Source organism: Lichenihabitans sp. PAMC28606 (genome assembly GCF_020616535.1).
Taxonomy (GTDB): domain Bacteria; phylum Pseudomonadota; class Alphaproteobacteria; order Rhizobiales; family Beijerinckiaceae; genus Lichenihabitans; species Lichenihabitans psoromatis.
Map to the genome: position 1 here is coordinate 1735332 of NZ_CP085136.1, position 13315 is coordinate 1748646.

At 62.2% G+C, this 13315-nt stretch carries 9 protein-coding genes; 1 reads left to right on the plus strand and 8 read right to left on the minus strand.

All coding sequences use genetic code 11. The features are described 5' to 3' along the window. Positions 1-32: 32 nt before the first annotated feature. The 5 genes from LGH83_RS08185 to LGH83_RS08205 form a co-directional block, all read right to left on the minus strand. Complete coding sequence (locus LGH83_RS08185; RefSeq protein WP_413771123.1) at positions 33-2339, minus strand: DUF1989 domain-containing protein; 2307 nt, start codon at positions 2337-2339, stop codon at positions 33-35. 24 nt (positions 2340-2363) lie between these two features. Beyond that, positions 2364-3737 carry an NAD(P)-binding domain-containing protein gene (locus tag LGH83_RS08190; protein ID WP_227401356.1) on the minus strand — a complete coding sequence of 458 codons (1374 nt, stop codon included), beginning with the start codon at positions 3735-3737 and terminating at the stop codon, positions 2364-2366. Positions 3738-4046: 309 nt separating this feature from the next. After that, the gene (locus tag LGH83_RS08195) at positions 4047-4931 is read right to left on the minus strand and encodes an IS1 family transposase (RefSeq protein WP_227401357.1); all 885 of its coding nucleotides are present in this window, start codon (positions 4929-4931) and stop codon (positions 4047-4049) included. 416 nt (positions 4932-5347) lie between these two features. Continuing rightward, the gene (locus tag LGH83_RS08200) at positions 5348-5938 is read right to left on the minus strand and encodes a SocA family protein (RefSeq protein ID WP_227401358.1); all 591 of its coding nucleotides are present in this window, start codon (positions 5936-5938) and stop codon (positions 5348-5350) included. 508 nt (positions 5939-6446) lie between these two features. Next, the gene (locus LGH83_RS08205; protein WP_227401780.1) at positions 6447-7712 is read right to left on the minus strand and encodes a glycerate kinase; all 1266 of its coding nucleotides are present in this window, start codon (positions 7710-7712) and stop codon (positions 6447-6449) included. A gap of 189 nt (positions 7713-7901) precedes the next feature. Here LGH83_RS08205 and msrB point away from each other — a divergent pair, with 189 nt between their 5' ends. Continuing rightward, on the plus strand, positions 7902-8303 hold the full coding sequence (msrB, locus tag LGH83_RS08210) for a peptide-methionine (R)-S-oxide reductase MsrB (RefSeq protein WP_227401359.1): 402 nt from the start codon (positions 7902-7904) through the stop codon (positions 8301-8303). Here the strand turns inward: msrB and LGH83_RS08215 are convergent. From LGH83_RS08215 to LGH83_RS08225, 3 genes are read right to left on the minus strand one after another with little or no spacing between them, the layout of a single operon-like run. After that, complete coding sequence (locus LGH83_RS08215; protein WP_227401360.1) at positions 8300-11398, minus strand: efflux RND transporter permease subunit; 3099 nt, start codon at positions 11396-11398, stop codon at positions 8300-8302. The genes msrB and LGH83_RS08215 overlap by 4 nt on opposite strands. Positions 11399-11407: 9 nt before the next feature. After that, complete coding sequence (locus tag LGH83_RS08220) at positions 11408-12640, minus strand: efflux RND transporter periplasmic adaptor subunit (protein ID WP_227401361.1); 1233 nt, start codon at positions 12638-12640, stop codon at positions 11408-11410. Beyond that, complete coding sequence (locus LGH83_RS08225) at positions 12637-13281, minus strand: TetR/AcrR family transcriptional regulator (protein ID WP_227401362.1); 645 nt, start codon at positions 13279-13281, stop codon at positions 12637-12639. Before LGH83_RS08225 ends, LGH83_RS08220 begins: the two co-directional genes overlap by 4 nt. Between the last annotated feature and the right edge of the window lie 34 nt (positions 13282-13315).

Consider the following 13315-nt stretch of genomic DNA (forward strand, 5'->3'; position numbering starts at 1 on the left):
ACCACGTTCGGCCACGCTGAAATCGAAGAGGCTTACGCCCGAACGCGGGTCTTCTGCGGATCGAAATGTGGAAACGGCACGACGGTGGCGGACAGGCGTTTCTGGTGACCGTCGAGCTTGCCGATCTCGACCGCCGTACCAAGGGTCGCATGGGCGACATCGAGACGGCACAGCGCGATCGTGCGCTTGAGCAGCGGCGAGCGGGTTGCGCTCGTCACCACGCCCACCTGGGCGCGCCCGACGAAGACAGGGTCGCCATGGCCGATCGTCTCGTTGCCGGTCAGATCGAGTCCGACCATGCGACGCGCCGGATTGGCCTTGCGTCGCGCCAGCGCCTCACGCCCGACGAAATCGACGTCCTTGTCGGCCACCGCAAATCCGATACCGGACTCATACGGATCGGTCTGGTCGCTAAAGTCGTAACCCGCGAAAACGAGCCCGGCCTCGATCCGCAGCATATCGAGCGCCTCGAAGCCCAGCGGCGACATTCCATGGGGCTGACCCGCCGCCCAGATCGCATCCCACACCGCCAAAGCATCCTTGGGGTGGCACCAAACCTCGTAGCCAAGTTCGCCCGTATAGCCGGTGCGCGACACGACGACCGGCGGCCCGGACGCCGTGCCGATGCGGCCGATCGTGAAGCGAAACCACTTCAGTTCGGGCAATGATGCCTGGGTCGGCGCCGTCCAGATCACGTCCTTGAGGATATCGCGGCTCTTCGGCCCCTGGATCGCGAGATTGTGGAGTTGATCGGTCGAGGATTTCACCCAGACCTTGAGGCCCCAGTCCTCGGCCTTCTGGCGCAACCAGACGCCGGTGAAATCCTCCCCGGCGATCACCCGGAAATTCGCGGCGCCGAGCCGCATCACCGTCGCGTCGTCGATCATGCCACCATGGTCGTAGCACAGCGCCGTATAGACGACCTGTCCCACCGCCAGTTTGGCGATGTTGCGCGTCATGGTGCGCTGGAGAAGCTGTTCGGCATCGGGGCCGATCACCTCGAACTTTCGCAGAGCCGACAGATCCATGATGGCGGCCCGTTCGCGGCAGGCCCAATATTCCTCGATGGCGCCGCGTCCCGTGTAACTCGTCGGAAGCCAAAAGCCGCGATAATCCACGAAGCTGCGGGCCAAGGCCTGCAGGCGCGGCTGAAAGGCGCTGTCGCGCGTGAGACGAGGTTCGGCATCGGGCGTCATGCGGAGGGCTGATCCCTTGGAGAAAGTCGCGTTGCCGTCATAGACCCGGATGTGAATATCGGTCGGGTTCCAGCCATTGGCCGGATCAATGTCGTCGGTGCAGGACGACGACGCACAAACAAGGTCGGTCAAGGCGCGGAGCAGCACATAATCGCCGGGCCTGGACCACGGCTCATCCGATGTCAGCGCGTTGCTGGTTTCGATGCAGGTGTTGTAGAAAAAGTTGATCGCTGGCCAGCCTTTGCGGGCGCGCACGTGGAACGGCTTCAAGACCTCGTTGAAATTATCCGAGCAGTTCGGATGGCCGGGATAGCCGACGTCGTCGTAATATTTAGCGCTGCAGGCCAGCGCGAATGTGTCGTGGCGGCCGACCGTGTCGCGCACCACCTCGACCAGAGCCTGCATATCCTCGTCGTAATATTTGGAATGGAGTCCCGGCCCAGGAAAGGCCGAGCCCATCAGGGTCCGGGTTACGGTCGGGTCCAACCCCTTCTCGATCCCGTCGGTGAGTTGCGCCGCATCGAAGGCGAGAAAGTCCGAGCATTGCCGGCCTTCCACGTCGATGATCTGGATGTAGTCGCCGGCTCGGACCCGATAAGCCTTGGCGGTCGCGGCCGGTATCCGCAGATCGAGCGTCACAGCCGCGAGTGGCGGCGGGAGATCGGGCGAGGACCCGTCAGCGCGATCGATCTCGAGATGCAGTTCGGTCGCGGGTGTCTGCTCGTCCGGCGCCATCGGGGAGCCCGGCGCCGAGACGACCAGCACCAGCGGAGCCGGCGCCACGAAATCGAACACCGCACCCGGCTCGCCGCCACTCTCCATGACCCGGTAGGGTCGAGCATCCGCCTCAGTCAAACCAAGAGCCGCGAGCGCCCGCGCGGCGGCGGCCGGCTCCTCGCCCTCCCCCGCCAGCACGTCGGCCAGTCGTCCCGTCGATGCGGGGCGGCCGAGAATGTCGCCCGCATCGCGGCCGTGCTGATCGAACACGAAGAGATCGAGCGGCTGCAATCCTTCCGGGTCCCGCAGCCGAATCCGGTCCCCGGGCCGGAGCGAGGCCGTCGCGCAGGAGCCACCGCGAACGACCTTGCGCTCGGACATCCGGGCTGTCTTGACGGCGGGAGCGAGATCGGACGTGTTGCTCATCGTGCTGGCTCCCGCATGAAAGGTTCAGGCCATCGTTTTGGCGGCGGCTGGCTCTGGCGTGGATTGGACGGCCAAGAACGTCTGCATCGAATCGTCCAAGGCCTCAAGCCATACCGTATGGTGCACCGGCGCCATATTGCCTGTGATGGTCGACGGATAGGAGCGATCTCGATAGGTCAGGACGCCCTCGACCTTGTGGTGCTCCCATTCCTTGAAGAGTTCGGCCACGCGGTCGACGTCGAGCACCGGGTAATCTGTGGCGGCCAGCAGATCACGCACATAGTCGGTCTGGAAATCGATCGCCTGAAACGGATTCTCCAGCAGTTCCTCGCGGGCGCGCCATGCGGCGATGTCGGCCGCCATGAGGTCCGGCGCAGGCAGCGCGATGCGGCCGAGCATGACGTCCCGCGCGTACCACGCTTGAGCGTCGAACATGTTGAATGTGTAATATTGATCCTGCATGCCGATGTAGATCAGCTTGGGGTTCGGCTCCCAGACAAGGCCCTTATAGAGGCTGAGCGGATAGAGGCGGTTGTTGGTCTTCAGCCGCATGTCGTCCGGCAAGAACGGGAAATGGTGCTTATAACCGGTGCAGAGGATGACGGCATCGACATCCTGGCTGGTGCCGTCCTTGAAGTAAGCGGTCTTGCCGGTCACATGCGTCAGCAGCGGCACTTCCTTGAAGCCCTCCGGCCAATCGAAGCCCATCGGCTTGGTGCGATAGCTGAAGGTGACCGAGGCGGCGCCATATTTGTGGCACTGGATGCCAATGTCCTCGGCCGAATAGCTGCTGCCGACCAGCAACAGACGCTTGCCCGCAAATTCGTCGGCGCTGCGGAAATCATGCGCGTGGAGCACCCGGCCTGGGAATCGCTCCAGCCCCTCGAAATAGGGCACGTTCGGGGTCGAGAAATGCCCGGTCGCCACCACCACGTAATCGAACGTTTCGGTCAGGGTTTCGTCCTGGACGAGATCCTTGACCGTCACGGTGAAGAGGCCGGTCGCCTTGTCGAACGCCACATGCCGCACCGCGTGACAGAACTTCATATATTTGCGGACGTCGCTCCGCTCGACCCGGCCCGCGATGTAATCATGCAGGACGGCGCGCGGCGGGTAGGACGGGATCGGCCGGCCGAAATGCTCCTCGAACGAATAATCCGCGAATTCGAGGCATTCCTTCGGGCCGTTGGACCACAGGTACCGATACATGCTGCCATGCACAGCCTCGCCGTGCTCATCGAGGCCGGTGCGCCAGGTGTAATTCCACAAGCCGCCCCAATTGCTCTGCTTCTCGTAGCAGACGATCTCTGGGATCTCGGCCCCGCCCCGGCGCGCGGCTTCGAAAGATCGGAGTTGCGCCAGCCCGCTCGGCCCTGCCCCGATGATGGCGATCCGCATTCCGTCGATCCTTCAGCACTGACTCGGCCAGCCGATCTTACCGATCTGGCAGCGCAGATTTTCACCCGTAGGAAAGATAGTCAACCAGACAAAGGGTAGTGTCTCAGTTTGAAATGCGATCGTCGCGGATAGCTCTCCGCCGAGTGATCGAAAGCTTTATGCCCCCATAGGTCACGGTGAAAACGAACGACAGCACGAGAAAAAGCGCCAGTTTCCAATACCAAGCATCAAACGAGACCCATGCGACGAAGGCGAGCACGGCAGTCGCCGCACCGCGAAAAGCTCCGTCTGCAATGTTTCTTGCTGTACTCACTGCATTTTGGCTTTCTTGTACGGCCCGCGCTTCGTCGCAGGCTTAACATGGAATACCTCCGACACCTCGGCAACGTCCTCCATGCTCCAAAGCCGATCCGACACGTTCGCGGCCATGGCGGGCGATACCCGAAGCGTCTTGTGGACACGAACAAAGTTGTACCAGACCGCATAGAGCGCGACCATGTGAGCGTGGTTCTCGAACTTCTTGGAGAAGGCGTTCGTGAGCCGGGTGAACCGGCGCATATGCATCCGCATCGTGAGGTTCTGGCGCTCGATATAAGACGTGCTGACATGCTTCGGGTCGGGTGAGCCCATGACAGGCACCTTCTTGATGCCAGTGCAGTCAGCGGGGCTGTAACGGCCCTTGGCGTTGCCCGGAGCATCCCCGTACATTTTCACGAGCTGCGCACAGTCCACGTCCATGCCGAACGCGCCCTCGACGGCCACGAGGTAGGCCTTGTGCCCGTCCGTGGTGAGCTGGACGCGGCTGGCGAGGCGCTTGGCAACGTCGTCCATGAACCACCGACCGCACTCCGCATCGCGATCTCCGACGAAGTGCGAGACGATCAGCTTCGTGTCGGCGTCGAGCGCCGTCCAGGTCCAAGTGTCGCCAGCCTGTTCCGGGGCGGACTTGGCGGTGCCGACGTTCTTCGCCTTGGCGTAGGTGAAGGACCAGATTTCATCGCACTGAATGCGCTTGGACCGGACGCCCCGCACCCGCTCGTCGTGGAAGGCAGCACACGCCTGGCCCGCGTCGATCAAGAGCTTCGACACAGTGTTGATCGACACGTCCGCCAGCCGCGAGGCGGACCGCATGGAGCCGCCCTCGCACAGGATCGAGAGGATCTGGACGCGCTTGGCGAGAGGCAGTTTGTTCATAGACTGAACTTTATGCTTGCTAACTGACTTTAGCAAGGAAAATGTTCAGATTGAATCTCCCAGCTGATCGAGGATCGCCTGTTTGTCTTCAGGGGACAAAACCGGTGAATTCTCGACGAATTTGATGAGGTCAAAAAGGTACCGCTTTTCAATAGACCCTAGATATTCTGCTTTCACATGCCTCAACTCGGCATCATTCATTCTCACGATCGTAGAACAGGAAATTATCGACTTCCCGCTTTCGGTAGGTTTAATGCAAGAAATTGCCGTACACGGCACCGTAAAATCCCCCTTAAACGCCTTCGTTTTCGGAGAATTAATAAACAAAAAATAGCCATTCAGACTTAAGCAAAGATGGTACTTTTTTTTGCTGGCTACTTCGCTATAGAAATGAATGACATCGCCAGCCTTGAACATTAGCTGTAATGGGACGCATGGACTACGTCTGAGACGAAGTCGTCATCCTTCTCTTCAACTAAAAGACTGAAATCCATGAGATAGGATTTCTTGTCTCCTTTTTCCTGCCATGCCTCAATATATGCGGGATACTCGTGCGTCATATCGCGTGTCTCGGTAAAGCTTTGAGCCTTTATCAAAGACATGGCTTCTCTGAGAGCCGAAATATCGGTCTCCGACAGCAACCTAGTGTTCGCCGACCGCTTTGGCCTTACGAACTTTACTACTCCGTTCCCATCGGAAGGGGAGGCTTCTTTTTGCCAAAGCGGCCATTCCCCATGCACATGACCATACTTTTCAGGCCTCTCGTCGCCAAGAAGCTCATAAGCTGCAGATGGAACCGGGCCATCTTTCATCGCATAATAGTTATCGAACGATACAGGACGGCCATAATTATTTATATGTGATACATCAGCTACAAAAATAGTCTTCAAGATATCATACGTGGTAACATACACGCCTTTTCTTTCCGCTTCTTCAATAAGAAACAGAATCACTTCTACAGTCTTGCGGTAGTTTGCCCGTAAAACAGGGCGGACATATTTATTCATTTTTACCCCCAGCGACCGGCCGCCGCCTTTTTGGCGTTCGTAGACCGAGCCTCTGCTGTCATATTTTCTACGCGAGCTTTGGACCCAGCCATGCCGCTACGTACCTTGCCCGATGGCTCTTTAAGGTTTTCAGATACCTCTCCAGTGGCAATGCGCATCACATGGACCGCATTGCCGATCGCGTCGGGGGGGCGCTTTTGCCCCTGTGGTCCTGTCGGCATTCGCCTCTCCTCTTTGTCTAACAAGCTATACAAGTTGGCCTACCGAATTCGGTGTCAATATGACGCTTCGCGCCTTGACAAACCGCTCTGCATATGCTAAAAAAGCCTCGCTTTCTTAGGCGCAAAGCTCTTCTTTTCGAGGCGCTAAAGAACTATCCAAAATATTTTGGCAGTGGTAACTAGGCGGTGTTTGAAGGCATCGAGCCTCGTTCACGCGACCCGCATCGTCAACCCCGCCGGATTTTAAACTGAGACACTACCAGACAAAGTCACGATCACCGATGTGGTTAGGCCGGCTCGATCAGGATCGCGCGAAAGTCGTTGACGTTGGTGCGGGTCGGGCCGGTGATGACCTGATCGCCGAGCACGTCGAAGAACCGATGGGCATCGTTGTCGGCGAGGCTCGCTTTGGGGTCGAGCCCGAGCGCGGCCGCGCGCCGCAACGTGTCGGGCGTGATGATCGCGCCGGCCACCTCTTCGGCTCCGTCGACCCCATCCGTATCGCCCGCGATAGCCGACACAAACGCCAAGCCGTCGAGCGCGAGGCCGAGGGCCAGCAGGAATTCGACGTTGCGGCCACCCCGCCCGCCACCCCGCACCGTGACCGTGGTTTCGCCGCCCGAGATCAGCACGCAAGGCGCGGGCGCGGGTTGCCCATGCAACGCGACCTGCTGAGCGATGCCCGCCATGACGCGGCCGACCTCGCGGGCCTCGCCCTCGATCGCGTCGCCGAGGATCAGCGGCGTGACGCCGGCCCGGCGCGCCACATCGGCGGCGGCCTCGAGCGACATCTGCGGCGTGGCGATCAGGATCGTTTCGCTGCGAGCAAGGCGCGGATCGCCGGGCTTGGGCGTCTCGTCTTTGCCGCGCTGCAGATGCTCGATCGCCCGCGCCGGCCCGGTGATGCCGTAGCGCTGCACAATGTCGAGCGCCTGGGCGAATGTCGTCGGGTCCGGAACAGTCGGACCGGAGGCGATGACCGAGAGGTCGTCGCGCGGCACATCCGAGATCACCAGCGTCACCAGCCTTGCCGGAAAGCTCGCGGCAGCAAGCCGCCCCCCTTTGATGGCCGACAGATGCTTCCGCACGATATTCATCTCGCCGATCGGCACCCCGGCTCTGAGCAGCGCCGTGTTGATGGCGCGCTTGTCCGCAAGGTCGAGCCCGTCGGCCGGCAGGTTCAGCAAAGCCGAGCCGCCACCGGAGATGAGCGCGAGCACGAGATCGTCCTCGGTCAAGCCGCCAACGAGAGCGAGAATACGCCGGGCCGCCGCTTCGCCGCGCGCATCCGGCACCGGATGGGAGGCTTCCACGATCTCGATCCGCTCGCAGGGTGCGGCATGTCCATCTCGCGTCACCACGAGGCCCTCGAGCGGCCCGTCCCAGGCGACTTCGACCGCGCGCGCCATTTCGGCCGAGGCCTTGCCGGCCCCAATCACAATGGTGCGGCCCTTGGGCCGAGGCGGGAGAAATAGCGGCACGCGGCGCATCGGCGAGGCCGCCGCGACGGCAGCGTCGAACATGGCACGCAGCAGGTCGCGGGGGGCTTGGATCAAAGCACAGGACCTTTCGAGCGACGTCGGACGCGGGAGGAGAGCGTGTTCCGCCTCGATCATTGATGCGGAACCGGCCGCCTCGTCAACGACGAGCCGCCGCTGCATGGCATCCGCCAAGCCGAGACCCTACATAAGCATGGACGCGGGAGCGTCTGCCCCCGCCCTTACGAGATCGGAGTATTGCCGATGAGCACCACCACCCAAGCCTTCACCCGGACGGATGCCGAATGGCGCAAGATGCTGACGCCGGAGCAATATCGCGTGATGCGCGGTCACGGCACCGAAGCGCCGGGAAGCTGCGCGCTGGATCATGAAAAGCGAGCCGGAACCTTCGTCTGCGTCGGTTGCGATCAGCCTTTGTTCCGCTCGGGCTTCAAGTTCAACAGCGGCACCGGCTGGCCGAGCTTCAACGATCCGATCGAAGGTTCGGTCGCCAGCACGGTCGATCGCAGCCATGGGATGATCCGCACCGAGGTTCATTGCAGCCGCTGCGAAAGCCACCTCGGCCATGTGTTCGAGGACGGCCCGCCGCCGACCCATTTGCGCTACTGCATCAATGGCGTCGCGATGAGCTTCATGCCAGACTAAACCGGGTGTGAGGGCGCGGCGTGAGGATGGCTTTGAGCCTCGTCCCGCTGCCCCACGAAGCGTTTGAAGATGCGGGCCAGCAGGTTGTGCAGGTCGTCCATCAGCAGGAAGACGGCCGGCACGAACACCAGCGACAGAAGTGTCGAGACCAACAGCCCGGCGATCACCGCAATCGCCATCGGGGCTCGGAATTCGCCACCGATGCCGAAGGCCATGGCGCTCGGCACCATGCCGGCCGCCATGGCGATCGTCGTCATGACGATCGGCCGGGCGCGCTTCATCCCGGCTTCTTTTATTGCCGTGATCCGGTCGACGCCGTTGGCCATTTCCTTGACCGCGAAATCGACCAGCATGATGGCGTTCTTGGTCACCAGACCCATCAGCATCAGGATACCGATCACCACCGGCATCGAGATCGGCTTGTTGAAGATCAAGAGGCCCAGGATCGCCCCGCCGATGGAGAGCGGGAGTGAGAACAAGATCGTGATGGGCTGCAGGAACGATCCGAACAGTAGGATCAGCACCCCGAACACCATCATGATGCCGGCTCCCATAGCCATGAGAAAGCCGGAGAATACTTCGCCCATGATCTCCGCGTCGCCGGTCTGACGGATCGTGACACCCGGTGGCAGATGCGTCGCGGTCGGCGTCTGCATGGCTTGTGCGATCAGATTGCCGAGGGCGTCGGAGCCTTCCATATTGGCCTCTACAGCGACCCGCACCGAGCGATCGTAGCGATCGATGGAGCCCGGCCCCTGATCCAGCGTGACGTCGGCGACCGCGGCGAGCGGCACGGCGGTTCCGTTCTTGGCCGGTACCTTCAAGGTTTCGAGATCGGCGAGATTGCCTCGTATCGCCTCCGGTAGCAGCACGCGGATTGGCACCTGCCGGCCGACCGCGTTGAACTTTGCCAGATTGAGGCCGATGTCGCCGATGGTGCCGACCCGAACAGTCTCGGCGATGGTGTCGGTCGACACACCGAGGTCGGCGGCGGCGCTCGGCTTCGGCCGAATGCGGATTTCGGTCCGGTCGAGCGGCGCGGTCGACATAACGCTGACGAGGTGCGGAATGGCTGCGACGTCACGCTGGAAGCGTGCTGCCACATCGGCCACGATCCCCTGATCAGGACCGGCCACGATCAGGCTCATGTCGCGCTGGCCGCCATCGCGCAGCGACCAAGAGCGGATATCGGGCTCCTGCCGCAGCAGGCCCGCGATCAGAGTTTCGAGCTCGGCTTGCGTTCGCACGCGGGTATTCTTTGGCGAAAGATTGATCACCAGCGTGGCGAGCCGCGTCTCCAGTTTGCCGGGCAATTGGCGGCCGCCATCGACGAACACCGAGGTGACCTCCGGCAAAGCTCTGATCTCGTCGCTCAATCGGTCTGTCACCGCGATCGTGTCGTCGAGCCGCGCCCCAGGCGCGAGTTCGACCACGAACATGGTGCGGGACGAATCCTCCTTCGGCAGAAAGCCGGAGGGCAGCAGGGTGGTCGAGGCGAGCGAACCCGCGAACAGGACCAGCCCTGCGAGGAGCGTGATGACCTTATGCCGAACCGACCAGCCAACCAGACGCGAGTAGACCCGCATGACGAGGCCGGAACGCTCTTCAGCGGCCCCATGGTGACGCATGAAATAGGCGGCCAGCATCGGCGTGATGAGGCGGGCCACCAAGAGCGACATGATAACGGCCGCCGCGATCGTTAGCCCGAACTGCACGAAATATTGGCCCGCGATGCCGCCCATGAAGCTCACTGGGGCAAAGATCGCGACGAGCGTCGCCGTAATGGCGATGACCGCGAGCCCGATCTCGTCGGCACCCTCGATCGCGGCCCGATAGGCGGATTTACCCAGCCGCATGTGGCGCACGATGTTTTCGACCTCGACGATCGCGTCGTCGACCAGGATGCCGGTCACGAGCGTGATGGCGAGAAGGCTCACGGCATTCAGCGAGAAGCCGAGCGCGCTCATGACCCAAAAGGTCGGGAGCACGGAGAGCGGCAGCGCGATAGCGGCGATGAGCGTGGCGCGCCAGTCGCGCAGGAACAGGAACACGACCAGCACCGCCAGGACGGCCCCTTCGATCAGCGTATCCATCGCCGATTGGTAGCTGCCGAACGTCTTGGTGACCGAGGTATCGATCCGCTGAAGATGGACGTCCGGGTAGTCTTTGGAAAATTCGTCGATCTTCTTCTGCACCGCCTCGGCCACCGAGGCGTCGCTGGCGCCCGTGGCGCGCGAGATGGCCAGCGACACGACGGGCTGCCCGTCGAAGCGCGCGAAGGTCCGTGGCTCCTCGAACGCGTCCGTCACCGTGGCGAGATCGTCGAGGCGCACCTCGCGCCCGCCCGGCAGGACGATGCTTGTCGCTCTTAGCGTGCCGAGCGTTTGCGAGGCCGCAAGTGTGCGGATTGACTGCTCGCGACCGCCGATCTCGCCGCGCCCCCCGGCCAGATCGGTCGAGGTCAGCCGCAGCTGTTTGTTGACGTCCGCGGCCGTGATCCCAAGCGCCAGCAGCCGGTCGGGCTTCAATGTGACCCGGATCTCGCGCGTGACGCCGCCAACGCGTTCGACGCCGCCAACGCCGCGAATGCTCTGCAGGCCACGGATCAAGGTATCGTCGACAAACCAGGACAGTTGCTCCGGCGTCATGGCCGGAGCAGTCGCGCCATAGTTGAGGATGGGCAGCCCGGCGATCTCGACTCGATTGATGATCGGCTCGTCGATCGTACGCGGGAGATCGGCGCGGATTTTCGACACCGCATCCTTCACGTCGTTGACGGCACGATCGCTATTCACCTCAAGACGAAATTCGATCGTGGTGGTCGAGGTGCCCTCGGTGATGGCCGAGATGATGTGTTTGACGCCGTTGACGCCCGCCACGGAATCCTCGACCCATTTGGTGACCTGGGTCTGCAATTCGGTTGGGGCGGCGCCCGCTTGCGTGATCGTGACTGAAACGATCGGAATATCGACATTCGGCATCTGGGTGACGGCGAGCGAATGGAAGCTTGCGAGCCCGAGCACCATGAGAACGACGAACAGCACGATCGGTGGAATTGGGTTGCGAATGGCCCAGGCCGAAATGTTGAGGCGCATGATGGATCCTCAGGGTGTCGGGGCGGCGCTGGCGGAATTCAGCGCCGGCTCGGGCGCCGCGACGGGCTTGATGCGGTCACCGTCACGCAGGAAGCTGCCGGCGCGGGCGACGACACGGTCCCCCTCCTTCAGCCCATTGAGGACCGCCACATAGGTGTCGTCGACAAGACCCGTACGGATCGGCCGCGCCTCGACATGATCGTCGGCCCGCACGACGAGAACGCTGCTACCCCCACCGGCTCCGTAGAGCACGGCCGATAGCGGCACCGCGACCGATCGCTTGCGGGCCAATTCCACGGTTCCGCGCGCGAAAGCACCGATATGCAGGCGCGGGTCCGGATCGAGACTGATGCGGATCGTGCCGAGACGGGTGGCTTTGTCGACTTCGGGATAGATGGCCCGGACCACGCCATGCACGGGGTCGCCGCCGTCGATGTCGAGCAAAGCCGGCGCGTTGAGGCGCAAGGACGGCAGCCGTGTTTCGATGACTTCGCCCTCGAGTTCGATTTCGCCGCGCGCGATGATGCGGAACAAGGCATCGCCGGAACTCGATGCTGTGGCACCGAGGCGCGCCACCTTGCGGCTGATGATCCCATCGACCGGGGCGCGGATATCGGTTCGCGCAAGCTTCAGGTCGAGTTCGTCCTGTGCCGCCTTGCTTTGCGCGAGATCGGCCTTCGCAATGTTGAGCCCGTTGCGGGCGAACGCGAGACGGCCTTCGGCCGAGCGCGCCGCGGCCGTTCGGCTTTCCATGACGGCGGCGGTCGAGTTGCCGGTTTGCATCAGCAGCCGGGCGCGATCGAGCGCGAGCTTGGCTTCGGTGTTCTCGGCTTCCGCCTGAATGATGTTGCTGTCGGCCTGCGTCACGGTCGCGGTTGCTTTTTCGATAGCGGCGACCTGCTGGGCGATTTGCCGATCCAACATCTCGCGGGAGAGACGCGCCAGCACCTGACCGCGTGTCACGGTCATCCCTTCCTCGACCAGCACGTCGGTGATCCGGTAGCCGTCGACCTCCGGCAAGACCAGAACCTCGTCGCGCGGCACCAATGTGCCGGTCACGATCGTTTGCTCGACCACATCCCGCGTTGTCGCCGTCGCGACCGTCACGGCCGGCGCAAGATCGGTGGTGGGCGCCGATGGCGGATTGATCGCCGCCTCGGCCGCGAGAGCGGGAATCGGCAGCGCCAAGGCGGGAAGCACCGCTGCCGCGACAACGATCGCGATCGGCCAACGGGAGATCATGAGCGGGCGCCTTTCAGGCTTTTCGTTGCATCAGATGACGCGAGCGCGTGGGGCGGAAAGAACGCCTCGATCGATGCGATCAAATGGGCGAAGGCCGGCTCCGCATCGTAGGACGCCGATAGGGCACGATCGACCATGATGCCTTTCAGTTGGGTCAGCAGCATCATCATCATGGCCTCGACTTCGTCGTTGGACGACCCCGCGATGCGGCGGAAAAAATCCGTAAACCAGACCTTATTTTCCGCTTCGATTCGCTGATGCATCTCGTCGAGGCGCGGATTGCGGGTCACTTCGGCCCAGATCTCGAGGCAGAGGATCGATTTCTCGCGCGGGCTCTCGATCACATGCTCCCGAAGCAGGCGCTTGAGAGCCGGCCAAAGATCGTCGTCGGACAGGCCAACAATCAGGTCGTGCGCCTCGCTTCGGTCGCGCTCGGACAACCCAAGGACGATCGCATCTTTAGACGGAAAATAGCGATAGAGGTTGCCGACGCTCATCTCGGCTGCCGCAGCCACATCCTGCATCGTCGTGCGATGAAAGCCGTTCCGCACGAAGCACCGCTCGGCGGCGTCGAAAATACGTTGACGCCGCGCAGCCTGAGAGACTTCGGCCGGCGAGATGGTGATGTCGTCGATCGGCATACTGAACCATGCATGAGAATGAGCGTTCATTCTC